The sequence below is a fragment of the Nocardia sp. NPDC051463 genome, from assembly GCF_040681975.1.
Classification (GTDB): Bacteria; Actinomycetota; Actinomycetes; order Mycobacteriales; family Mycobacteriaceae; genus Nocardia.
The window spans coordinates 1,053,028-1,075,344 of the sequence record NZ_JBFBAB010000001.1; the positions used below are offsets into that span (position 1 = coordinate 1,053,028).

Consider the following 22,317-nt stretch of genomic DNA (forward strand, 5'->3'; position numbering starts at 1 on the left):
GTCTCCGAACCACCCCTACCTGGGCAAATACGGAAGGACACGGCCGCGGTGCACCTCGCCGACGGCCACGACCGTGATCAGTGGCGCGTTGCCCCCGCGTTCCACGATGAGTGGGGCTTGTTGAACCAGTTCCAGGGGTAGTCGAGGTTGCCGGTCCGATAACGGAAGCCGTCGTCGAAGATCAGCGGGCGGACCAGTCAGCGGAATCAGGCGAGCCCGCGGCCGGCATGCGCGACCGCGGACGCAACGGGGCAGCGCTAGGCGGACTTGCCGTAGGTGTAGTCGTCGAGTGGGAAGCCGACTGCCTCGCGGTGGGCGTTGATGGTGCTGGTCGGGCGCAGTAGCGCGGCCTCGCCGTGCTGGTTGAAGTAGTAGCTGCGCGCGGTCGAGCAGTCGCCGCCATAGAACACCGAGGAGCCGAGCTTGTCGGTCACTCGGTTCAGGAAGTGTGCGTTGGCCTGCTCGGTCACCTCGAAGGTTGTCTCACCACGACGGAAGGTCTCCTGCAGCAGCCTGCCCATATGCTTCATCTGAGCCTCGATGGTGGTGAAGTACGACAGGCCGCTGTAGGAGTACGGGCTGTTGAGGCTGATGAAGTTCGGGAATTTGGGCACGGTGATGCCCTCGTAGGCCTGGAAACGGTTGTCGCGCCAGAACTTTCCGAGGTCGACGCCCTCACGGCCGATGATCTCGATGGCCGGGAAGTTCACATCCCACAGATTGAAGCCGGTGGCAAGGATCAGGGTGTCGATCTCGGTCTTGTGTCCGTCGGCGGTCACGATGCCGTCGGCCTCGACGTGATCGATCGAGTTGGTCTCGAGGCGCACGTTCGGCCGGTTGAACGTTTTGAAGTACAGGTTGGAGAAGGTCGGGCGCTTGCAGCCGAAGTCGTAGTGCGGTGTCAACTTCTTGCGCGTTTCCTTGTCGCGCACCTGCGCACGCAAGTGCGCCTTCGCGAGCAGGCTCGCGGCCTTGTTCAGCGGCTTGGCCTGCTTGAAGTGCAGCACACCGACGACCATCAGCGCCTCGAGCATGCCGGTGTTGACCAGCCGGGCCGCCTTCTGAGTGGCGGGCACTCGCGCGAACAGCTTCTGCACCGGGCCGGGGATCGCGGTGTCGACCTTCGGCACTACCCAGATCGGGGTGCGCTGGAAGACGGTGAGCTCCGCGACCTTCTCGGCAGCCTCGGGCACCAGCTGGACGGCGGTCGCGCCGGTGCCGATGATCGCGGCCTTGCGACCGGTGAGGTCGAAGTCGTCCTCCCACGCGGTGGTGTGGATGATCTTGCCCGCGAAGGAGTCGATGCCGGGAAACGGCGGGGTGTAAGGCTGGGAGAGAAACCCGGTGGCCGTGAGAAGGTAACGGCCGGTAATGGTTTCACCGCCCGCGACGGACACCACCCAGTACTGGCGCTCCTCGTCCCAACGGGCGCCGTCTACCACGGTGCCGAAACGCATCCTGCGGCGCAGGCCGTACTTGTCGGCGACGAACTCGGCGTACTTCTTGAGCTCCGCGCCGGGCGCGAACAGACGCGTCCAGTAGGGATTGGGCTCGAACGAGTACGAGTAGGTCACCGAGGCGATGTCCACCGCGAGACCCGGGTAGTGATTGACGTGCCAGGTGCCGCCGAGATCGTCTTCGCGTTCCAGGATGACGAAATTGCTCAGACCGAGCCGGTCGAGCTCGATGCCCGCACCCATTCCACCGAAACCTGCACCGACAACGACCGCATCGAACTGAGGCGCCACGTCGAACCTCCTGCTGAGTGAACCATTCCGTCATGGAATGTGAAGCAATCTTCACGGAATGACACATCATTCCGTTTGTGAACACAGTATCATCGTGAGGGTGACGAAGCCATCCACGCGTGCTGAGCGACGCAAAGCCGAACTGCGCCAGGACATCATCGACACCGCCTTCGTCTGTTTCGCGGAGAAGGGCTATCACGCCACCGGAATCGCGGACATCGCCGGCGTACTCGGCATCGGCCACGGCACCTTCTACCGATACTTCAGCAATAAGCGCGACATCATCGATCACGTCATCGACGACCTCGCCGGGCGCATAGTCGCTGCCCTCGGCACCGAGAACGCCCCGGACGCCGCGGCCTCGCTCGACGACTACCGCGCCCAACTCGACCGCATCGGCGTGGCGCTCAACCACATCCTCGTCGAGGACCGCAGGGTGGCCCAGCTGCTGCTGTTCCACGCGACCGGTATCGACGACGAACTCACCGCCCGGCTCTACGGCCTGCTCGACATGGCCGACGCATTGACCGCCGGCTACCTGTCGCACGGCGTCGAACTCGGGTACCTGCGGGCCGATCTGGACACCACCAACACCGCAAAGGCCGTTACCGGCATGCTCATCGCCGGCATCGTGCACGGACTGCGCAGCCCCGACCCCGCCGCCGTCGACGGACTCAACGAGGCGATCCGTAGGCTGCTCATCGATGGCGTCCGCAAAGGCTGATCGCCGTCGCTACACCACAGATACATTGTGGCGCAAAGACACTCGGCCGCCATCGATCATCCGCAAGCAGCCGGCCGAATTTCACTGGATACGAGCACGATTTCGGAGGCTAGGGTGAACACTGATCGACGGTGTCCACATGGGGGTCGCACGTGTTCGCAAGAGACCGCGGAGTACGAAGAAGTGGTATTCGACCAGAGCAGGGCAATGACGCTGAAAGAATGTCGCGCGTGACCCCCGAGGACGTCAGCCGGACCCATTTTCCCATGCCGCCGCTCGGACACCGCGGCTATCACGCCGATGAGGTCGACGCCTTCCTGGAGCTCATCGCCGCCACGCTCGACGGACGTGGCACGCTCACCGCGGACGACGTCCGGCACGTGACCTTCGACGCACCCCGGTTCGGTGGGCGCGGCTACCAGGCCGACGAGGTCGACGAATTCCTCGATCAGATCCGGATAGAGCTGGAATTCCGGCAGCTGGGCACGTTGCCGGTGCCCGCGTCCGGCAACGGCTCCGGGCCACTGCTGACACCCGACGACATCCACCGGATGCGATTCACCCAGGCGCCCATCGGTCGCCGCGGCTACGACACCGACGAAGTCGACGCGTTTCTCGACCTCGTCGCTGCGACCCTCGCCCACGGCGGTCCCAGCAGCCTCACCGTCACCGATGTGCGTGCGGTGCGGTTCACCGAGGCCAGGCTCAGCACCCGCGGGTATGAGCACGGCGAGGTGGACGCATTCCTCGACCTCGTCGTCACCGCACTGGAGCGCGCGGCACATCACCGCTGACCACGCACCCGTCGCGCCGGGCGGCAGGGCGCAGCAGGCTGCCCCACACGGTCAGTCGAAGGCATCCGAGGTCGGTTGTGGTTCGCGACCGCGGACTTCGATCGACCCGAAGACCAGGTCCGGTGGCGGGACCAGGCCCAAGTGCTCCCATGCCGCGGCAGTGGCGACACGACCTCGCGGCGTCCGCGCGACCATGCCCGCGCGGACGAGGAACGGCTCACAGACCTCCTCGACGGTGGCCGCTTCCTCCCCCACCGCGACGGCCAGCGTCGACACACCGACCGGACCACCGCCGAAGCTGCGGACCAGCGCGGCGAGCACCGCGCGGTCCAGGCGATCGAGACCGAGCGCGTCGACGTCGTAGACCTCGAGTGCCGCCCGCGCGATCGGCAGGGTGATCAGACCGTCGGCACGCACCTCGGCGTAGTCGCGGACGCGGCGCAGCAGCCGATTCGCGATGCGGGGCGTACCGCGCGAACGGCCCGCGATTTCGGCGGCCGCTTCGGATTCGAGGGTGACACCGAGGATGTGCGCCGAGCGCTGCAGAATGCGCAGCAGCTCCTCGGGCTCGTAGAAGTCCATGTGGCCGGTGAAGCCGAAGCGGTCACGCAGCGGGCCGGTGAGTGCCCCCGAGCGGGTGGTGGCGCCGACCAAGGTGAAAGGCGCGATATCGAGCGGTATCGAGGTCGCGCCGGGGCCCTTACCGACGACTACGTCGACACGGAAGTCCTCCATGGCCAGGTACAGCATTTCCTCGGCGGGCCGCGCGATGCGGTGGATCTCGTCGATGAACAGCACATCGCCGTCGACCAGGTTGCTGAGCATGGCGGCGAGGTCGCCTGCCCGTTCCAGCGCGGGGCCGGAGGTGATCCGCAGCGCGGTGCCCAGTTCACCCGCGATGATCATCGCCATGCTGGTCTTACCGAGACCTGGCGGACCGGACAGCAGCACGTGATCGGGGGTGCCGCCGCGTTGTTTGGCGCCGCGCAGCACCAGCGCGAGCTGTTCACGCACGCGCGGCTGGCCGATGAAATCGTCGAGCGACTTCGGACGCAGGCTGGCCTCGATCTCACCGTCGGACCTGAGATAGCTTGCGGTGACCTGGGATTGGTCACCCCTGTCGGATTCGACGTCGTCGTAGTCCATGCCGCGCTACCGGTTCTTGCCGAGGGAAGCGAGGGCCGCGCGCAGCGCGATCGCGGTGTCGGCGGCGGGCTGTTCGGCGAGCACCGCGTCGACCGCCTGCTCGGCCTGCTTGAGCGAGAAGCCGAGCCCGGTCAACGCCTCGACAACCTGCTCACGCACGGGCGTGAGCACCGGCGTCGGGGTGGCGCCGGGGGGACCCGCCTGCACAGGAACGAGATTCACCTTGTCGCGCAATTCGACGACCATGCGTTCGGCGCCGCGTTTGCCGATGCCGGGGACGCGGGTCAGTGCGGTGACGTTGCTCTCCGCGAGCGCCTTGCGCAGCGTCTCCGGTTCGAGCACGGCCAGCACGGCCATGGCAAGCCGGGGGCCGACGCCGGACACCGTTTGCAAGAGCCCGAACAGGTCACGGGATTCGGTATCGGCGAAGCCGAACAGCGTCATCGAGTCCTCGCGCACGATCATCGCGGTGTACAGCCGGGATTCCGCGCCGCGCGCCAGCGTGGACAGCGTTGCCGGGGTGACGTTGAGCCGGTATCCGACGCCCGCCGCCTCGATCACCACATGATCGAGGGCGATCTCCAGCACCTCACCGCGTACCGACGCGATCACCTGCGTACCGCCTTTCGTTGTTCAGCAAGCTTTTCCGCGTACCGCCGCTGCGCCTGCGCCGCCAGTGCCTCGGCCCTGGCCATCCGATCCAGCAGCGGCGCACGCCAGCAGTGGCAGATCGCCAAGGCCAGTGCATCGGCCGCGTCCGCGGGTTTCGGCGCGACCTGGAGGCCGAGGATACGCGTCACCATCGCCGTCACCTGAGCCTTGTCCGCCGTGCCGTTGCCGGTAACGGCGGCCTTCACCTCACTGGGCGTATGGAAGGCCACGGGTATCCCCCGGCGGGCCGCCGCGAGCGCGATCACACCGCCCGCCTGCGCGGTGCCCATAGCGGTGCGCACATTGTGCTGCGCGAACACCCGCTCGATCGCCACTGCCTCGGGTTGGTGGGTGTCCATCCAGAGTTCGGCCGCATCCGCGACGCCGAGCAGGCGGTGTGCCAAATCCATATCCGCCGGCGTACGCACCACATCGACGGCCAATGCGGTCACCTTCCGGCCGAGCCCGCCCTCCACGATGCTGAGGCCGCACCGGGTGAGCCCGGGATCGACACCCATCACCCGCACGAAAACCCCTTCGGAGACGCGAACAGTTGTTCGAAGTCTAGAGGACATCGCGCGGTGCCTGCGACAGCGACACGGGTGCGGGGTCATCGGGAGAAGCGAGTCAGGGCGCCACCGGCGCGAGTCCCAGCAGCGCCGGTTCGGTGGCGCGCGAGGCCCATTCGTGCGCGGGGTTTGCCACCAGGCGGCGCGCCTGAAGGTCGAGCAGTCCGCTGACAAAGGTGACAGTCGCCGACAACGCACCATCGGATCGGGTGAAAGTGTGCTCGACGCGGTAGGTCTTGCCGTCTCCCCAAATCCACGAGCACGACACGTCCACCGAATCGCCCGCACGCAGTTCGCGGTGGTACTTGATCACCGTCTCGAGATTGACCGGGCCGAGGCCCGAGCTCAGCAGGTCCTCGACGGATATCCCGGCCGCCTGCACGCAGGCGAACCGCGCGTGGTCGGCGAACTGCTGATAGGCCGAGCCGGTGACATGCCGCTGGAGGTCCAGGTCGGACACGCGGACATCGATCCGAACCCGAAACGGTTCTTGGATATTCGTCACAGCACCACCATGGCAGAAGCCACCGACACATTTCGGCATCCAGAGCGCACTCGGCCGGCCCGGTTGCCGAGCTACTGCGCCGTGAGCCGTGCGGCGAACGCCGCGTACGCGCGCTCGTCGAACAGAACGAACCGCACCTCGCGCACATCGGTGACCGCCACGGACACGGTCTCGACAGCGATCCGGGCGCCGTCCGCCAGCGGCCAGCCGAAGATGCCGGTGGAGATCGCCGGGAAAGCGACCGTGCCCGCACCCAATTCATCGGCCACCCGCAACGATTCGCGATAGCAAGAGGCCAGCAGATCCGAGCGATCCTCGGTCGCCGACCACACCGGACCAACCGTGTGGATCACCCAGCGGGCCGGCAGTCGACCTGCCGTCGTCGCCACCGCCTGCCCGGTGCGCAGACCAGTGTCGTAGTGCGACGCGCGCAGCTTGCGACATGCATCGAGAATTTCGGGCCCGCCTTTGCGATGGATGGCACCGTCGACTCCGCCACCACCGAGCAACGACGAATTCGCGGCGTTGACCACGGCGTCCACCGTTTGTTCGGTGATGTCTCCCCGCACGAGTTGCAGTGCGACCATGACCGAATTCTGCCATTGCGGCGGCACGCCGACGGCCGGTGGTTTCCTGGAATTGTCTGATTCGGTCTGGCTATGCCCCTACGATCCGAAGATGAGCAACTCTGTTAAGGCAGTCCTCGAGGGCGGGCCGGAGGACTTGCCGGCCCGCATCGTTCCCATCACACCACCGGGGATCGAGCTCAAGGTCGCGTTCAAGGGCGGCTACGAGCATTTCAAGGTCACCGCCAGGCATAAAGACACACCCGAGGGCAGTCTGCCCGTCTACGAGTGGACGGTGCGCACCGAGACCGCGCAGTGAACCCCGAGCGGTCACAGTGTCACCGGAGCGGATTCACAGCTTGTCTCGAGCAATGACCTCGACAATGCCGTAGGTGCCCGTCCTTCGAGCTCCTCTCGCCGCACCCGCCGATCCGGTGCCGCCACCGCCGCAACTTCCACCGGCGGATCTGAACCCCAACTACCAGAACACCTTTCATCACGGAATATCGGTGTTGCACGGTTGGCTGCCATCGACCATCGAGCTGGTGGCAGTCGCCGTGCTCATCGCGGCCGTCGGATGGCGTACGCGCCGTTGGCGTCGTGTCGGCGTACCGGTGTGCGTGACGTCGGGTATCGCAGGCGCGGTCGCCGCATGGGCCTATATGAACGACCAGGGGCTGGCGTCGGATCCCGCCCCGCCGCTGCTGTGGGGATGTGTCGGCGCGACCGGCGCGGCGATCGGAGTGGCGGTGCTCGGCTGGCGCAGCGCACGATGGTGGCGACGTGGGATGTCGATTCTCGCGATTCCGCTGGCACTGCTGTGCACGGGCATCGTGCTCGATCAATGGGTCGGCTACTACCCGACCGTGCAATCCGTGTGGAGCGCGCTCACCGCAGGCCCGCTGCCACAGCAAACCGATCTCGACGCGCTGCCCGCGCTGCGCGGCACCAACGTCAGCAGCGGCAAAATCGTGCCGGTCCGGATCCCCGACGCCGGCAGTGGTTTTCCGCATCGCACCGAATATGTGTACCTGCCACCTGCCTGGTTCGCGGAGCGAACTCCGCCCGCGCTGCCAGTGGTGATGATGATCGGCGGCGAGTTCAACACCCCCGCCGACTGGGTTCGCAGCGGCCAGATCATGCCCGGCGTCGACAAGTTCACCGCGGCCAACAGCGGCCGCGCGCCGATCCTCGTCTTCGTCGACTCCAGCGGCAGTTTCAACAACGACACCGAGTGCGTGAACGGCCCGCGTGGCGACGCGGCCGATCACCTCACCCGTGACGTACCCGGCTATGTCGAAGCCGAGTTCGGTGCGTCGGCGGATCCGGCGCAGTGGGCGGTGGTCGGCTGGTCGATGGGCGGCACCTGCGCGGTCGATCTGGCGGTGATGCATCCGGAGCTGGTGCGCACCTTCGTCGATATCGCGGGCGACATCGGTCCGGTCTCGGGCACCAGGGAGCAGACCATCGCCCGCCTCTTCGGTGGCGACGCCGACCAATGGGCGGCCTTCGACCCGCTGACCGTCATGGCGAAACACGGCCCGTACACCGGCACCGCCGGACTCTTCGACGACCTGACCCCGCCACCGCCCGCCAGGACGGGTGGACACCCCCGGCCACCCGCCGACGACTCTTCGACCGGCATGGGCGGCCACGACGGTGTGCCCGATACCGGCGAGGTCGGCGCGGCCGAGAAGCTGTGCAGGCAGGGCCACGAGGTCGGCATCGACTGCACGATCCACACCACTCAGGGCGGGCACACGTGGCAATTCGCCTCGGCGGCCTTCACCGCATCGTTCCCGTGGATCGTCGCCCGCGTCGGTCTACCGGTACCCGCTGCCCCGTGACCCATCGGATCACCCATCAGCACGCGACCGCGCCCCTGGAGTGCGCGAGGTCGGTCGCCGCGCATGATCGAGGCAACTGTTCCCCCGATATGCCGCTCACAGTGCGCGCTTCGGCAGTGCGGGCATATGTTGCAGGGCGGGTGTTACCCGGCGACTTCTCGGGTGGGGTCGGGGCGGAAGGTGCGGCGGTAGATGCGGGGGGAGACGCCGATTGCTTCGTGGAGGTGTTGGCGGAGGGAACCGCCGGTGGCAAAGCCGACTTCACCTGCGATCCGGTCGATCGAGAGGTCGGTGGATTCCAAGAGGTCCCTGGCGCGGAAAATACGCTGCTGGATGAGCCAGCGTCCGGGGCTCATGCCGACTTCGTCGCGGAAGCGGCGCGCGAAGGTGCGCTTGCTCATCCGGGCGTGGGCGGCGAGATCGTCCATGGTCAAGGGCAATCCGAGGTTTTCCAGCGCCCAATGGCGGGCGGCCGCGGTGCCGGTGGAGGTCGATGGCGGCACCGGCTGTTCGATGTATTGGGCCTGGCCGCCGTCACGCCAGGGCGGGATGACACAGCGGCGGGCCACCCGGTTGGCGACGTCGCTGCCGTGATCACGGCGCACCAGGTGCAGGCAGATGTCGATGCCGGCCGCCGCGCCCGCCGAGGTGAGGATGTCGCCGTCGTCGACGTACAACACGTCCGGGTCGAGATGCACCTTCGGAAAGGTGCGGCGGAACAGGTCGGCTTGATTCCAATGCGTCGTGGCGGGCCTGCCGTCCAATAACCCGGCAGCCGCGGCGACGAACGCACCGGTGCAGATGGACACGATTCTGACCCCCGGTCGAATCCGCGCGAGCGCGTCCGACACGGTGGGCGGCAGCTCGCCACCGAGGGTCATCGCGATGTCGCACGCCGGAATGACCACGGTGTCCGCGGTGGCCAGCGCACTGCTGTCGAGTTCGACGGCAATCGCGAAATCGGCGCGGGTCGCCACCGGCCTCCCATCGATCGAGCAGGTCATGACCTCGTACCGGTCCGGCGCGCTACCGAACACCCTGCTCGGAATTCCCAGCTCGAAGGGATACACACCGTCGAGCGCCAACACGACCACACGGTGCCGGACCGAACAATCACCCACCGCAGCATCCGCCACCATGGCACGATCATATCGAATTATGGCAAACGTGCCATTTTCTCGATTGCTCGCGGCGGGCATTGTCGAGTACATGAGCGAAGACAAGACAATGCGTGCGATCAATCAGCATGTTCTCGGCGGGCCCGAGGTTCTCATCGAGGCGCAACTGCCACGTCCGGTGCCCGGGCCCGGCGAGATTCTGGTTCGCGTGCGTGCGGCGGGACTCAATCCCACCGACTGGCGGCACCGCGCAGTGCCCGGCCTGTTCCTCGCGGAGCCGCCGTTCGTACTCGGCTGGGACGTGTCCGGCGACGTGGTCGCCACCGGCATCGGCGTAACGCTCTTCGCGCCGGGCGATGAGGTCTTCGGCATGCTCCCCTACCCGTACGGTCACGGCGCACTCGCCGAGTACACGACCGGACCGGCACGCGCCTTCGCACGGAAGCCGGCCGCGCTGGACCACATTCGAGCCGCCGCGATCCCGCTCGCAGCACTCACCGCCTGGCAGGCGCTTGTCGATACCGCGGGCCTCACCGCAGGACAGCGCGTCCTGATCCATGCCGCGGCGGGCGGCGTCGGACACTTCGCCGTCCAAATCGCCAAGGCCCGTGGCGCATACGTGATCGGTACCGCGAGCGCGGCCAATCACGAATTCCTGCGCACCCTCGGTGTCGACGAGGCCATCGATTACCGGACAACAGATTTCGCCGCGGCGGCCCGCGCCGTGGACGTAGTGCTCGACTCGATCGACGACGAAAACAGCCTCCGCTCCCTACACACCCTGCGCCCCGGTGGCCTGCTGATCTCCTTGCGGGCCTTCGGCCCTACCGATTTGGCGGCCGAGGCCGACAAGTTGGGCGTACGCGCGGTCCGCATGCTGGTCGAAGACGACCACGCCGGCATGTCCGCACTCGCACAACTCGCCGAAACCGGCGCGCTGCGCCCGACAATCGCCGGAACTTTCCCGCTGGCAGACGCCGCCGAGGCACACGCACTCGGCGACACCGGCCGCACCGTCGGCAAATTGGTGCTGACGGTGTCCTAGCCCACCAGACCGCAGGCATAGTCATCTCCGAATGCGTAACCGAGAGGGCGCGTGTTCTTGCCCTACCGGCCGTGCGAGCACCCGGTCGGAGGATCGGCGGGCAGAAATCGCGTACACGACGTGCATGTCGGCGACTACATCCCCGGCCCGGCGAGCGAAGACCAGCCCACGCCTCGGGGCGGCCCGCTCATGTGCGGACCGCCCCGAGTACGGCGACTACTGCCTGCCGTGCAGCACTGCGAAAACGGACTACTCGTCGTCGAGTTCCGCGAGAACCTCGTCGGACAGGTCGACGTTGGTATAGACGTTCTGCACGTCGTCACTGTCTTCGAGCGCGTCGACAAGCTTGAACACCTTGCGGGCACCATCCGCGTCGACCGCGACCGACACCGACGGCTGGAAGCCCGATTCGGCGGAGTCGTAATCGATTCCCGCGGATTGCAGCGCGGAGCGCACAGCGATCAGGTCGGACGGGTCGCTGATGATCTCGAAGGTGTCACCGAGGTCGTTGACCTCCTCGGCGCCCGCGTCGAGCACAGCCATGAGGACGTCGTCCTCGGACAGGCCGTTCTTCTCCAGCGTCACGACACCCTTGCGGTGGAACAGGTACGAGACCGAACCCGGGTCGGCCATATTGCCGCCGTTGCGGGTCATCGCGACGCGCACCTCGCCCGCGGCGCGGTTGCGGTTGTCGGTGAGGCACTCGATCAGCACCGCGACACCGTTGGGTCCGTAACCCTCGTACATGATCGTCTGCCAGTCGGCGCCGCCGGCTTCTTCGCCGCCGCCGCGCTTACGGGCGCGCTCGATGTTGTCGTTGGGCACAGACGACTTCTTCGCCTTCTGAATGGCGTCGAAAAGCGTCGGATTACCGGCCGGGTCACTGCCACCTGTGCGGGCCGCCACCTCGATGTTCTTGATCAGCTTGGCGAAGAGCTTGCCACGCTTCGCATCGATCCCAGCCTTCTTGTGCTTGGTGGTGGCCCATTTGGAGTGGCCGCTCATTCCCTACTTCCTCCAGGTCGACTGCACGTCTGATTGTGCGCACGGTACCCGTTCCGGCCGGGTAGACAACTCCCCCAGCCTACTCGGCCTGTCACCGCGCCTTATCCAGGCTCACTTCGCGGCGGGATTCGCGCCGCGCGCGAGCCCTGTTCGAGCTGTGGCTACGCCTCGCGCACCAGGTCCACGAACATCCGATGCACCCGCAGGTCGCCGGTGACCTCGGGGTGAAACGACGTCGCGAGAACCTTTCCCTGCCGCGCCGCGACGATACGTCCGGCAAACGGACCGCTCGGCACCGTGGCAAGCACCTCGACACCCTCGCCCGCGCGCTCCACCCACGGCGCCCGGATGAACACCGCGCGGATCGGGCCGTCGTCGAGACCAGCGAAGTCCAGATCGGTCTCGAACGAGTCGACCTGACGACCGAAAGCGTTGCGGCGCACCGTCATATCAATGCCCGACAGATGCTGGGCGTCGGGGCGGGTGTCGAGTACCTCGGAGGCGAGCAGAATCATCCCCGCGCAGGAACCGAAGGCGGGCATGCCCGCACGCAGCCGAGCCCGCAGCGGCTCCAGCAGTTCGAACACTTCGAGCAGCTTGCTGATAGCGGTCGACTCGCCGCCGGGCAGCACCAACGCGTCGACGGCGGCGAGCTCGGATTCGCGGCGCACCAGAACGGGTTCCGCACCGCACAGCGCAAGCGCCGCGATATGTTCGCGCACGTCACCCTGCAGCGCGAGCACGCCGATGGTCGGCCGGGACAGGGCCTGCTGCGCGCCTGCGGCCTGCGAGGCTACCGAGGATGCGTTCACGACCGAGAGCTTACGAGCCGCCGCAGTGTGGCCCTGCTCACGGTGGCCGTCAACGCGGGTTTGCACGACCCGGATCAGGTCGACACCCGCAGTGTGATTGCTGTTTTGCCGCGCCGGGCGCCAGAGCGGCGCGGAGATTCGAGCGCCGCCCCCGCCGTCGTCTCGTCGGCGGCATCGTGGCGGGTTGTCGTCGGTGGCCCGCTGCGTACGGAGCCCGCCGAGGTCACCACCGGCACCGTCGCGTTTCGGATCTGCACGCGGTCGGAGTTCTTTGCTGCTCGAGGCATTCTCCAGCGGCTGTGCGGCGCCGACCGGCGTGGCATCGTTCGCGAAAGCGGTCCCCAATTTCGCGGCACCGAAAGTCGTTCGCGCGCAACGCGCCGAGGTGATCCTCGGAGTACGTCCGGCAGCACTTCACCGGACGGCGCAAGGTGGTGGTGATCGCCGAGATCGATCCGCGGATGGGCTGGGAACGAGCGCTACCCCAGCCATCGCAGCGTCCAGCTCGAACGGGAACTGTGCCGAATGACCGACACCGGGGTCTGCCACCTGCGCGTCGAAGTGGTGTGCGCCTGATCGAGTTCAGGCCGGGTGGTGGTGCCCGAGCAAGGTCGGTCAGTGCTCGCGCAAGGTGCGGATCAAACCTTCCTGTACGACCGCGGCGACCAGTTGGCCCTCGCGGTTGAAGATCTTGCCGCCGGTCAGCGCGCGGCCGAAACCCGCCGACGGTGAAGACTGGTCGTAGAGCAGCCAATCGTCGGCGCGGAACGGGCGCAGGAACCACATCGCGTGATCGAGCGACGCGTTCTGGGTCTCTTCGTCGGGGTGGATGACCTTGGAGGAGCCGAGCAACGTCATATCGCTCATATAGGCCAGCGTGCAGACGTGGAACAGCGGATCGTCGGGCAACGGATGCCGGTAGCGGAACCACACCTGCTGCTGAGACACCACACCGTCACGGCGGGCCACGCCGTCCTGCGGCACCGTGCGGATATCCCAGTGCTCCCACTCCCGCATCGCCCACAGCCGCTCCGGGCTCATGGTGATGCTGGCATCCGGCAGGTCGTCGGGCGGCTGCACGGCGAGCATCTCGTCCTGGTGCTCCGGGCCTTCGTCGCCGACGTGGAACGACGCCGACATCGTGAATATCGCCGCGCCATCCTGGACGCCGGTAACCCGGCGGGTGCAGAACGACCGGCCGTCACGAATCCGCTCGACCAGGTACACCGTCGGCTGATCCGGATTGCCCGGCCGCAGGAAGTACCCGTGCAACGAATGGACCTGATACCGCGGCTCCACCGTGCGTACCGCCGCCACCAATGCCTGGCCGGCAACCTGGCCGCCGAACGTGCGCGGGAGCTGGGTCTTCGTGGAAGCACCACGGAAGATGTCCCGCTCGAGCCGCTCGATTTCCAGCGCCTCTTCGATTGTCGCCATGAGCTGACATTAACCCGGCGCCGGCTACCGTTCCCGCCCGGCCGGTCGGTCACTCCTGCCGAGGCGATCGGTCGCTCCTGCGTGACCCCAGGGGCGGCGACCCATCGGTCGGTCGACCGCGACCGCCGGCTCGGGGTTTGTTGTGATTGACGGGTGCCCCAGTTCGCATCGATCACCCGACATGGCCTTGTCGAGCTGGTGACCCACCGCATCCTCGAACTGCCCGGCCGCCTGGTCATCGCGGTCGACGGAGCCGACGCCGCCGAACCGGTCCCGCTCGCGGACCTCGTTGCCGCCGCCCTGCGCACCACCGGCCGCGCCGCCGCCGTAGTCGCCCTACACGATTACGTCCGCCCGGCATCGCTGCGCATGGAGTACGGCCGTGACGACGAATTATCTTATCGCACAGCATGGTTCGACTACACAGCCCTCCGCCGCGAGGTCGTCGACGCCCTGCACGACACCGCACGCTGGCTGCCCGCACTCTGGAACGAAAACACCGACCGCTCGGCCCGCGCAGCCATCCGCCCCGCAGCCCCCGACACCGTCGTCCTCATCGCGGGCCCGATGCTCCTGGGCCGCACCCTCCCTTTCGACCTGACCCTCCGCCTCGATATGTCCGAACCGGCCCTGCGCCGCAACACCCCGCCCGAGCACCAATGGACCATCCCCGCCTTACTCCACCACCATCACGAAAACCCCGACCCCCCAACCCTCTTCATCCGCTGGGACCACCCCCACCGCCCGGCCGTCCGCACCGAACCACCCCGATGAGCCACCGCACCACAGCGATCACGGCAGGAATGGGACATCGTGGCGAACTTCCGCGCGCTATGCCGTAGCCCGCTCCTGCTCGCCGGCGGACTGCGCCGCGGCCGAGGCTGCGCCGACCGGAACCCAGCCGATAACTGCGCGAGTGGCACATGGCGAAGGCATCTGCGGCGCAGCCGGCCGGAACCGGGTAGCAGCTTGTAGCCTGTCCCCCAGCCGAATTCCTCGCTGGACGGCGGCCAGTGGCGCGACCGCCCGCCGGCGTCGATAGCTCCGCGTTGCGCGGCAGTGGGATGTGGCGAAATGGCTGCCCCGCAGTGAACGAGCCGGGCTCGATGCGAAACACGAGGCCGGGTAGCTCGCACCGCGCTCGCGAGTGACACATGGTGCAGAGCGTTCGCGGTCTTTCACCATAACGATGTGCCACTCGACCGCGAGTTAGGTGAGGCGGTGGCCGCCGTCTATGTGCAGGACGGTGCCGGTGATGAAGGGGTTGTGCATAAGGGTGAGCATTGCTTGGGCAATGTCGTCGGGGTGGCCGATTCGGCCGACGGGGAGGCGGGCGGCCATTTGCTGGTGGCGTTCGGTTTTGGCGGGGCCCGCGATGGTGTCCCAGAGGGGGGTGTCCACCCAGCCCGGTGAGACGACGTTGACGCGGATGGGGCCCATTTCGACAGCGAGTGCGTAGGCGAGGGAGGCCAGAGCGCCGTTGACGGCCGCGACGATGGAGGCGCCGGGGGCCGGGCGGTAGGCGGCGACGCCGGAGGTGAAGGTCAGGGAGCCGCCGGGCGCGATGCGGGCGTGCTTGGCGACGAGAGTAGGGCCGATCACCTTGGCTGCCACGAAGTTTCGGCCGATCTCGGCGTCGAAAGAACCAATGGGCTGGTACGCGCCGTTGGCGTCCGCTGCGGTGGTCACCACGTGGTCGACCGGACCGGCCTCGGTGAACAATCGCTCGAGATCGCGCTCGCGGGTGATGTCGGTGACCACCGAACGCACAGTGCCGGGCCCTTCGGACAGCGTGCGTTCGGCGTCGGCGAGCCGGGCCGCCGATCGGCCCGCGATGGTGACGTCCGCACCCCGGCCGATCAGCACGGCCGCCAGCGCGAGTCCCATGCCGGAGCTGCCGCCGACGATGACGACGCGTTCGGGGATTGTCGTGGTTTGTGTCATGACTCCACCCGACCATCGTCAGCACCGAGTGTCCATGTCACGCTCTCGAATTCGCGTTAGATCGGAACTAACACCGCAGGCCGCGGCGGGCGATCACGGCCGCGGCCGGTCATTCGAGCGCGACTAGCCGCAGGCCGACGACTGCTGGCCGAAGTTCGTCAGCATGGTGCATGCCCACGTCTTCTGCACCTTCCATTTGCCGTCCTCCGCAACAAAAGGAACGTCGACAATGTTCTCCTGGCCGTTGATGATGAACTTCGCCTTGGCGTTCACACTGTCACCGAAAGCGGTCACGTCGGTGACCACGATCTGCGCGTTCGCGGTCCTGGCGGCCTCGGCCAAGCGGCCGGGCAGTTCAGGGTCGGCCTGCGCACCCTGCACCAGTTCGAGCTTGTCGGCATTCGGTAACGAGGGATCAAGCGCCTGCGTCAACGCCGTGTTCAGGTCGGCGGCGCTGGGGATCGGCGGAAGATTCGAGCTCGCTGCCACGGAGGTCGACGTGCGGGTCGTCTTCGGCGGATCCTTCGGATCATCGCTGCCACATGCGGTCAGGCTCAGCAGTGCCGCGATCGCCACGGCGCCGATAGTGATCTGTCCGGTCCTACGTAGCTTCAACTGCTCGTCCTTTGCGTTCGATGGGTCGCGTGTCACCCTGACACTGATGCGGCACGAACGCCCGCGGAGGGCAGACGGGCATCGAATCCCTAAGCTAGCCAACAACTCTGTGGCGGCGATAAGACAATGATGTGGTCCATCGAAGGGTCCGTACGCGCCTCAGTCCCAGCCGGTGAACGGCCGCCGGGACAGCGCGTCGACCAGCATCCGCACCGCCGGGTTCCTGCTGGCCGAACGCCATGCGGCCGCGTACGTGACCGTCAGCGGTGCGCCACATATCCGACGCCACGCGAGGCCGGGAAGGTCGGCGTGCCGTGCCGAACTCAAGCCGACGACATCCGGACGCAGCGGGAGCACGGCCAGCATCTGCGCATGGCCCATAGCGCTGTCACTGAGGCGGACCTCGGCGCCGTGCTCACGGAGCGCACGCAACAGCGCGTCGTGGAGGCCGGTGGCGCAATCGCGTGCGAAAAGAATCAGCTCCTGGCCGGTGAGGTCCAACGGCTCGATCTCCTCGGCGCCGGCAAGCGGGTGTGCCGCCGACATCAGGACACCGAGTTCCTCGCGCGCCACCGGTTCCTGGTCGAAACGGTCCGGCAAGATCACCGGTGCGCGGACGAGCGCGAGGTCGACCTCGTCCGCGTCGAGCAGCCGGACCTGCTCGGCGGTGGTGCCACCGGTAAGCACCAGCCGGGCGCCCGGCAGTCGGGCGCCGAGCAGCTCCTCGATGCGCGCCGGAATCCACGGCGGCACCCCGTTCAACAGCCCGAACCGCAGAATCGACGCGCCGGCGCTCGACGCGCGCCTGGTTTCCCGGATCGCCTCGTCCACCGAGCCCAACACGTCCTTGCCGGTCCGGAACAACACCGCACCGGCGGGCGTCAACTCGACCCGCGGCTCCCTGGTGAGCAACGGCCCACCCATCTCCCGCTCCAACACTCGGATCTGCTGACTCAAAGTCGGCGTCGAAATGAACAATCGCTCCGCGGCCCGCCGAAAATGCAACTCCTCCGCCAACACCACGAAGTACCGCAGTTGCCGCAACTCCACCACCCAGACGTTACTGGGCAATCGCCCGACCCGACGAGCCGGAAAGCAGGTCACCGTCACAGGCGCACAGGGCTGCCGGCGACGCACACGAGCGGGAACTCCGGTGGAGTCCCCGCTCGTGGTGGAAAATCGTGAGCCCGCGCTGAGCGGAAGTCACCAACCGCGCTCGGCGAGCCGGTGGTCGACCGGCAGCTCCTCGACATTGATGCCGACCATGGCCTCGCCGAGGCCGCGCGAGACCTTCGCCAGCACGTCGGGGTCGTCGTAGAAGGTGGTGGCCTTCACGATGGCGGCCGCGCGCTCGGCCGGGTTGCCGGATTTGAAGATGCCGGAGCCGACGAAGACGCCCTCGGCGCCGAGCTGCATCATCATGGCGGCGTCGGCAGGAGTGGCGATGCCGCCCGCGGTGAACAGCACGACGGGCAACTTGCCGGTCTGGGCGACCTCACGGACCAGCTCGTAGGGGGCCTGCAACTCCTTGGCCGCGACGAACAGCTCGTCCTCGGGAAGCGAGGACAGCCTGCGGAGTTCACCGCGAATCTTGCGCATGTGGGTGGTGGCGTTCGAGACGTCACCGGTGCCCGCCTCACCCTTCGAACGAATCATGGCGGCGCCCTCGGTAATCCGGCGCAGCGCCTCACCCAGGTTGGTGGCGCCACAGACGAACGGCACGGTGAAGTTCCACTTGTCGATGTGGTTGGCGTAGTCGGCGGGGGTCAGCACCTCGGACTCGTCGATGTAGTCGACTCCGAGGCTCTGCAGGATCTGCGCCTCCACGAAGTGGCCGATGCGGGCCTTGGCCATCACCGGGATCGAGACGGCGGAGATGATGCCGTCGATCATGTCCGGATCGCTCATGCGGGACACACCGCCCTGGGCGCGGATGTCGGCCGGAACGCGCTCGAGCGCCATGACCGCGACCGCACCGGCGTCCTCGGCGATCTTGGCCTGCTCGGGGGTAACGACGTCCATGATCACCCCGCCCTTGAGCATCTCGGCCATCCCGCGCTTCACGCGGGCGGTGCCGATGGTGTTGGTGGTCTCGGGCGTGGTCACGGCAAACTCCTGGGTCATGTGCGCCAATCGGGTCGCATGGATGGAACGCCACTGATTCTAGGCGGGCCCATCAGGCCACTAGATAGCCAGTTGAGCACCACTGGCCTTGCCCGCGACCAGGATGTCTCACCTCGAAGCGGCTGGACTGGACCGATACTTCAGGAGTGCGGAAACGGATTCGCCGGGCCGACGAGAAGTTTCGTCGACCCGGCGAATTCCGAGCTTGCGATCAGATCGGGTTGACCACCAGCAACTGCGCCCAATACTCCGCGGCGGTGGGGCCGATCAACGGCAAGAGGAAATCGAACAACAGGTAGGACATCTACTACTTACCTCCACGCGCCAATGGTTTATCCCACCTCGGTGGGATCGCGGCACCTGATTTCCGAGTGCCTCCCGATAAGCACTACCCCGGCCGCGCTGATCCAGTCACGACGCTATCACGATCGTGAAATACATCACAGGACAATGGGTTCGGCGGCGCACCGCGGCCGCGGCGTAACCGGCCGTTAGCGAATCGAACGGACCTCGGGATCGGTGCCTGTCGAAACGACTTTCGCGGCCTCCGACATCAGTTGGTCCAGGTGGTACGGGTACACCGTTTCGCCGGACTGGTCCAGCGCGACGATATCCGCGGCGGTGCACCACTTGTTGGCGGTGATGCTGCGACGCTCCACCGCTGTCAGGTTGCCCGGCCGCGGTTCGAAGCGGTGCACCCGGAGTGCGAAGAACAGCTCTTCGGCGCGAATCAGGTCGCCGTCGAACGGAAACACCGCCACGCGTCGCCAAATCGGCCCGCGCAGGCTGTCCGGATCGGCACGATGACCGGTCTCCTCCCACAGTTCGCGGATCGCCGCGGCACGCAAGGTCTCCCCCGGGTCGACACCGCCGCCGACGGTGAACCAGAACGAAATGTCCGGCGTCTCGGGGTCGTGACCGCGCATCAACAGCACGCGATCGTCGTCATCGAGCAACACCACCCGCGCCGATGTGCGAATGGTGTCCACATCGAGTCCGGTCGACGCGGCAGGGGTGGCTCGCTCGGTGATCTCGAAATAGGTCGGCAGCGGCGCGGTGCCGCCCAGGTGCAGGATGCGGACCGGTCGCCGGGTGCGCAGGGCGAGAGTGTCACGGACCGCGTCGTTGTGGAACCGGCGGGCGATCAGCACCCGGGCTTCGGCATCGGCGAGTTCGGCCACCTGCTGCGGACGCAGCTGGGCGATGTCGATCGCGGATAGGGCCGCCGAGAGCTGGTTTTCGACGGTTTCACGGTCGGATCGGCTTGCTCGTTCCGCCCGATCGGCCAGCATCGACAGGAGCTTGGCTCGATCGGCCGACGCCGGGTCCGACATCGGACCCGCGATCGCGATCGCGACCGACCTGGCGACCACCGCCCGCCGGGCCAGCGCCGAATCCAGCGCATGCCACGACTGGTCGGAACGCACGTGCAACCGGTCGAGCCGGTTGGCCGTCGAGTAGGCCCAGATGCCGATCGCGAAAATCACCGCCGCTATCAGCGCGAGTACGAGGACCGTTGTCGCGGAGAAAGTGATCATCCGGCAGCCCGCACTCGGACGTCGCCGACGGTCACGGTCTCGTAGACCCGCAAGATCTGTTCGGCGACCACCGGCCAGTCGTACTCGCCGACAATCTGGGTCGCGCTCTGCACCAGCGCATTCCGGCGGGCATCGTCGGTGAGCAATCCATCGATCGTGGCGGCGAGCCGAGCCGAATCACCCACCGGCACGAGCACGCCCGCGGATCCGTCGCGCAGCACCCGGCGGAAGGCATCCAATTCGCTTGCCACCACAGCAGTTCCAGCGGCCATCGCCTCGATCAGGATGATCCCGAAGCTCTCGCCGCCGAGATTGGGCGCGCAGTACACATCCGCGCTGCGCATCGCCGAGGCCTTCTCGTCATCGGAGACCTGACCGAGAAAACGCAAATGCTCGGCCAGCGGGCCTGCCTCGCGGCGCAGCCGCTCCTCGTCGCCGCGTCCGACAATGAGAATCTGCAGGTCAGGATGCTTGCCGACTAGCGAGGGCAACGCGCCGAGCAGTACCTCCATCCCCTTACGTGGCTCGTCGTAGCGGCCGAGGAACAGCACCGTTCCGCCCGTCCGCGGATAGCCGGGCAGCATCGGCGCCCGCGCGAAAGCAGGCACGTCGACGCCGTTCGGGATTTCCACCGCGTCGGACCCGAGCGCCTCGACCTGCCAGCGGCGCGCCAATTCGGAGACCGCGATCCGACCACTGATCTTCTCGTGATACGGCCGGAGCACGCCCTGAAAAGTGCTGAGTACCAGCGATTTCGTCGTCGAGGTGTGGAAGGTGGCGACGATCGGGCCCTCGGCGATCTTCAGCGCGAGCATCGACAGGCTCGGCGCATTGGGCTCGTGGATGTGGAGTACGTCGAAGTCGTTGCCGTCGATCCAGCGGCGAATCCTGGTGTAGGCCATGGGGCCGAAGGACAGTCGCGCCACCGACCCGTTGTACGGAATCGCGACCGCGCGACCGGCCGAGACCACGAAGTCGGGCAGCGGTGTGTCTTCCGAGGCGGGCGCGAGCACGCTCACTTTGTGGCCACGTTCGATGAACACCCGCGCCAGTTCCACGACATGCGCCTGCACCCCGCCGGGAACGTCGAACGAATAGGGGCAGACCATGCCGATTTTCATGGTGTGTCGTCTCCCCTGCCGTTGTCTTCGAGCGCGGCCTGCGCAGCGGCAATCCTGGCGCGCCGCACCGGCGAAAGGTCGTTCTCCCATTGTGGCTGCAACATGTGCCAGTCGGCGGGATGCTCGGCGATATTCGCCGCGAACCGATCGGCCAATGCCTGCGTCGCCGCCGCAACACCGCCCGAAACATCCAATGGAGCTTCAGTTTTCATGCCCCATCCTTCGCGGCCGTCGGCATCGACGGTGAACCATAGGTGCACCGGGATCAACGCCGCACCGGTCTGGATGGCCAGTTTCGCCGCGCCGGCAGGCATCCAGGTGGTCTCCCCGAAGAAGGTCACCGGGACACCACGGCCGGTAAGGTCGCGCTCACCCATCAGGCAGACCGCTTTGTTCTCGCGCAGCCGCGCCGCCAATTCGACGAACGGCGGCTGCTGGCCACCGGTCAGCGCGAACACCTCGAAGCCGAGGCTTTCCCGATAGGCGACAAAGCGCTCGAACAACGATTCCGGCTTCAGCCGTTCCGCGACAGTCGCCAGACCACCGTGGTTCTGCACCAGCCAGACCCCCGCCATGTCCCAGTTCCCCGAATGCGGCAGCACCAGTACCGCGCCGCGCCCCAGCGCCAGTGCCGCTTCCAGGTGCTGCACCCCGTCCACGGTCAGCTGCGCACCGAGCGCCGCATGGTCCATCGACGGCAGCCGGAAGGCCTCGCGCCAGTATCTGGCGTAGGAGCGCATGCTCGACCTGAGCAGCTCGTCGGGCACCTGCTCGGGTGCGACGGCCGTGACCCGGGCGAGGTTACGCCGCAACTGGTCCGGACCGCCGTTGCGCGTCGCCCGGTCGGCGCCCCAATCGAACAACCTGCGCGCGGTCGAATCCGGCAGTGCGCGCACCAGCCGCCACCCCGCCGCATACCCCGCGGCGCCGATCCGTTCCCCGATAGTCACGACCACCCCTGTACTGCTCCGAGACCTGCGATGGTGCGACCGAACGTCGTGCTGCGGT

23 protein-coding genes are annotated in these 22,317 nt (G+C 67.1%); 6 read left to right on the forward strand and 17 right to left on the reverse strand.

Annotated elements, in window-relative coordinates:
* Window positions 1–257: 257 nt before the first annotated feature.
* On the reverse strand, window positions 258–1,748 hold the full coding sequence (locus AB0M74_RS04765; RefSeq protein ID WP_364901643.1) for an NAD(P)/FAD-dependent oxidoreductase: 1,491 nt from the start codon (window positions 1,746–1,748) through the stop codon (window positions 258–260).
* A gap of 58 nt (window positions 1,749–1,806) precedes the next feature.
* Between AB0M74_RS04765 and AB0M74_RS04770 the strand changes: the two genes are divergently transcribed.
* Together AB0M74_RS04770 and AB0M74_RS04775 are read left to right on the forward strand one after the other, a co-directional pair.
* Window positions 1,807–2,472 carry a TetR/AcrR family transcriptional regulator gene (locus tag AB0M74_RS04770; protein WP_364901645.1) on the forward strand — a complete coding sequence of 222 codons (666 nt, stop codon included), beginning with the start codon at window positions 1,807–1,809 and terminating at the stop codon, window positions 2,470–2,472.
* Between the two features lie 221 nt (window positions 2,473–2,693).
* The gene (locus AB0M74_RS04775) at window positions 2,694–3,266 is read left to right on the forward strand and encodes a DivIVA domain-containing protein (protein ID WP_364901647.1); all 573 of its coding nucleotides are present in this window, start codon (window positions 2,694–2,696) and stop codon (window positions 3,264–3,266) included.
* 51 nt (window positions 3,267–3,317) lie between these two features.
* On the opposite strand, the gene ruvB is transcribed toward AB0M74_RS04775, so the two are convergent.
* The 5 genes from ruvB to AB0M74_RS04800 all read right to left on the reverse strand — a co-directional run bounded on the left by ruvB (window position 3,318) and on the right by AB0M74_RS04800 (window position 6,724).
* The gene (gene ruvB / locus AB0M74_RS04780; RefSeq protein ID WP_364901649.1) at window positions 3,318–4,412 is read right to left on the reverse strand and encodes a Holliday junction branch migration DNA helicase RuvB; all 1,095 of its coding nucleotides are present in this window, start codon (window positions 4,410–4,412) and stop codon (window positions 3,318–3,320) included.
* Window positions 4,413–4,418: 6 nt separating this feature from the next.
* Window positions 4,419–5,024 (reverse strand): Holliday junction branch migration protein RuvA, encoded by a 606-nt coding sequence (ruvA, locus tag AB0M74_RS04785; protein WP_364901651.1) that lies wholly within the window; start codon window positions 5,022–5,024, stop codon window positions 4,419–4,421.
* A complete protein-coding gene (ruvC, locus tag AB0M74_RS04790; RefSeq protein WP_364901653.1) occupies window positions 5,021–5,590 on the reverse strand; it encodes a crossover junction endodeoxyribonuclease RuvC in 570 nt (189 codons plus the stop codon). The genes ruvA and ruvC overlap by 4 nt, the downstream gene beginning before the upstream one ends.
* 100 nt (window positions 5,591–5,690) lie before the next feature.
* Window positions 5,691–6,137, reverse strand: coding sequence for an acyl-CoA thioesterase (locus AB0M74_RS04795; protein WP_364901655.1), 447 nt, complete (start codon window positions 6,135–6,137; stop codon window positions 5,691–5,693).
* 71 nt (window positions 6,138–6,208) lie between these two features.
* Window positions 6,209–6,724, reverse strand: a complete 516-nt coding sequence (locus tag AB0M74_RS04800; protein WP_364901657.1) for an O-acetyl-ADP-ribose deacetylase — start codon at window positions 6,722–6,724, stop codon at window positions 6,209–6,211.
* Between the two features lie 91 nt (window positions 6,725–6,815).
* Here AB0M74_RS04800 and AB0M74_RS04805 point away from each other — a divergent pair, with 91 nt between their 5' ends.
* The gene (locus tag AB0M74_RS04805; protein ID WP_364901659.1) at window positions 6,816–7,022 is read left to right on the forward strand and encodes a DUF5988 family protein; all 207 of its coding nucleotides are present in this window, start codon (window positions 6,816–6,818) and stop codon (window positions 7,020–7,022) included.
* Between the two features lie 73 nt (window positions 7,023–7,095).
* Window positions 7,096–8,550: an alpha/beta hydrolase-fold protein gene (locus tag AB0M74_RS04810; protein ID WP_364901660.1), complete on the forward strand. Its 1,455-nt coding sequence runs from the start codon at window positions 7,096–7,098 to the stop codon at window positions 8,548–8,550.
* Between the two features lie 143 nt (window positions 8,551–8,693).
* On the opposite strand, the gene AB0M74_RS04815 is transcribed toward AB0M74_RS04810, so the two are convergent.
* Entirely contained in the window at window positions 8,694–9,689 is a 996-nt protein-coding gene (locus AB0M74_RS04815) for a helix-turn-helix domain-containing protein (RefSeq protein ID WP_364901662.1), read from the reverse strand.
* Window positions 9,690–9,717: 28 nt separating this feature from the next.
* Here AB0M74_RS04815 and AB0M74_RS04820 point away from each other — a divergent pair, with 28 nt between their 5' ends.
* The gene (locus AB0M74_RS04820; RefSeq protein ID WP_364901664.1) at window positions 9,718–10,713 is read left to right on the forward strand and encodes an NADP-dependent oxidoreductase; all 996 of its coding nucleotides are present in this window, start codon (window positions 9,718–9,720) and stop codon (window positions 10,711–10,713) included.
* A gap of 249 nt (window positions 10,714–10,962) precedes the next feature.
* On the opposite strand, the gene AB0M74_RS04825 is transcribed toward AB0M74_RS04820, so the two are convergent.
* The 3 genes from AB0M74_RS04825 to AB0M74_RS04835 all read right to left on the reverse strand — a co-directional run bounded on the left by AB0M74_RS04825 (window position 10,963) and on the right by AB0M74_RS04835 (window position 13,967).
* On the reverse strand, window positions 10,963–11,718 hold the full coding sequence (locus AB0M74_RS04825; RefSeq protein ID WP_364901666.1) for a YebC/PmpR family DNA-binding transcriptional regulator: 756 nt from the start codon (window positions 11,716–11,718) through the stop codon (window positions 10,963–10,965).
* A gap of 161 nt (window positions 11,719–11,879) precedes the next feature.
* Window positions 11,880–12,482 carry a pyridoxal 5'-phosphate synthase glutaminase subunit PdxT gene (gene pdxT / locus AB0M74_RS04830; RefSeq protein ID WP_364901952.1) on the reverse strand — a complete coding sequence of 201 codons (603 nt, stop codon included), beginning with the start codon at window positions 12,480–12,482 and terminating at the stop codon, window positions 11,880–11,882.
* A 663-nt stretch (window positions 12,483–13,145) separates the two neighbouring features.
* The gene (locus tag AB0M74_RS04835) at window positions 13,146–13,967 is read right to left on the reverse strand and encodes an acyl-CoA thioesterase II (RefSeq protein WP_364901668.1); all 822 of its coding nucleotides are present in this window, start codon (window positions 13,965–13,967) and stop codon (window positions 13,146–13,148) included.
* A gap of 153 nt (window positions 13,968–14,120) precedes the next feature.
* On the opposite strand from AB0M74_RS04835, the gene AB0M74_RS04840 reads away from it, so the two are divergent.
* A complete protein-coding gene (locus AB0M74_RS04840; RefSeq protein ID WP_364901670.1) occupies window positions 14,121–14,741 on the forward strand; it encodes a hypothetical protein in 621 nt (206 codons plus the stop codon).
* A 435-nt stretch (window positions 14,742–15,176) separates the two neighbouring features.
* Here AB0M74_RS04840 and AB0M74_RS04845 read toward each other — a convergent pair whose 3' ends face one another.
* From AB0M74_RS04845 to AB0M74_RS04875, 7 genes are all read right to left on the reverse strand, one after another.
* Entirely contained in the window at window positions 15,177–15,911 is a 735-nt protein-coding gene (locus AB0M74_RS04845) for an SDR family oxidoreductase (RefSeq protein WP_364901672.1), read from the reverse strand.
* Window positions 15,912–16,034: 123 nt separating this feature from the next.
* Window positions 16,035–16,526, reverse strand: coding sequence for a hypothetical protein (locus tag AB0M74_RS04850; RefSeq protein ID WP_364901674.1), 492 nt, complete (start codon window positions 16,524–16,526; stop codon window positions 16,035–16,037).
* Between the two features lie 159 nt (window positions 16,527–16,685).
* Window positions 16,686–17,597: a LysR substrate-binding domain-containing protein gene (locus AB0M74_RS04855; RefSeq protein WP_364901676.1), complete on the reverse strand. Its 912-nt coding sequence runs from the start codon at window positions 17,595–17,597 to the stop codon at window positions 16,686–16,688.
* 132 nt (window positions 17,598–17,729) lie between these two features.
* Window positions 17,730–18,650: a pyridoxal 5'-phosphate synthase lyase subunit PdxS gene (pdxS, locus tag AB0M74_RS04860; RefSeq protein ID WP_328403282.1), complete on the reverse strand. Its 921-nt coding sequence runs from the start codon at window positions 18,648–18,650 to the stop codon at window positions 17,730–17,732.
* 491 nt (window positions 18,651–19,141) lie between these two features.
* Window positions 19,142–20,185, reverse strand: a complete 1,044-nt coding sequence (locus AB0M74_RS04865; RefSeq protein WP_364901954.1) for an NUDIX domain-containing protein — start codon at window positions 20,183–20,185, stop codon at window positions 19,142–19,144.
* Window positions 20,185–21,309, reverse strand: a complete 1,125-nt coding sequence (locus AB0M74_RS04870; RefSeq protein ID WP_364901678.1) for a glycosyltransferase family 4 protein — start codon at window positions 21,307–21,309, stop codon at window positions 20,185–20,187. Before AB0M74_RS04870 ends, AB0M74_RS04865 begins: the two co-directional genes overlap by 1 nt.
* Entirely contained in the window at window positions 21,306–22,259 is a 954-nt protein-coding gene (locus tag AB0M74_RS04875; RefSeq protein WP_364901680.1) for a phosphatidylinositol mannoside acyltransferase, read from the reverse strand. The genes AB0M74_RS04870 and AB0M74_RS04875 overlap by 4 nt, the downstream gene beginning before the upstream one ends.
* Window positions 22,260–22,317: the final 58 nt, after the last annotated feature.

Excerpts from the sequence above, each read along its gene's own strand:
- AB0M74_RS04835 (WP_364901668.1), bottom strand. The coding sequence starts at position 13,967 with ATGGCGACAATCGAAGAGGCGCTGGAAATCGAGCGGCTCGAGCGGGAC.
- AB0M74_RS04815 (WP_364901662.1), bottom strand. The coding sequence starts at position 9,689 with ATGGTGGCGGATGCTGCGGTGGGTGATTGTTCGGTCCGGCACCGTGTG.
- ruvB (WP_364901649.1), bottom strand. The coding sequence starts at position 4,412 with ATGGACTACGACGACGTCGAATCCGACAGGGGTGACCAATCCCAGGTC.
- AB0M74_RS04770 (WP_364901645.1), top strand. The coding sequence starts at position 1,807 with ATGACACATCATTCCGTTTGTGAACACAGTATCATCGTGAGGGTGACG.
- AB0M74_RS04800 (WP_364901657.1), bottom strand. The coding sequence starts at position 6,724 with ATGGTCGCACTGCAACTCGTGCGGGGAGACATCACCGAACAAACGGTG.
- AB0M74_RS04825 (WP_364901666.1), bottom strand. The coding sequence starts at position 11,718 with ATGAGCGGCCACTCCAAATGGGCCACCACCAAGCACAAGAAGGCTGGG.
- AB0M74_RS04805 (WP_364901659.1), top strand. The coding sequence starts at position 6,816 with ATGAGCAACTCTGTTAAGGCAGTCCTCGAGGGCGGGCCGGAGGACTTG.
- AB0M74_RS04845 (WP_364901672.1), bottom strand. The coding sequence starts at position 15,911 with ATGACACAAACCACGACAATCCCCGAACGCGTCGTCATCGTCGGCGGC.
- pdxS (WP_328403282.1), bottom strand. The coding sequence starts at position 18,650 with ATGACCCAGGAGTTTGCCGTGACCACGCCCGAGACCACCAACACCATC.
- AB0M74_RS04870 (WP_364901678.1), bottom strand. The coding sequence starts at position 21,309 with ATGAAAATCGGCATGGTCTGCCCCTATTCGTTCGACGTTCCCGGCGGG.
- AB0M74_RS04775 (WP_364901647.1), top strand. The coding sequence starts at position 2,694 with ATGTCGCGCGTGACCCCCGAGGACGTCAGCCGGACCCATTTTCCCATG.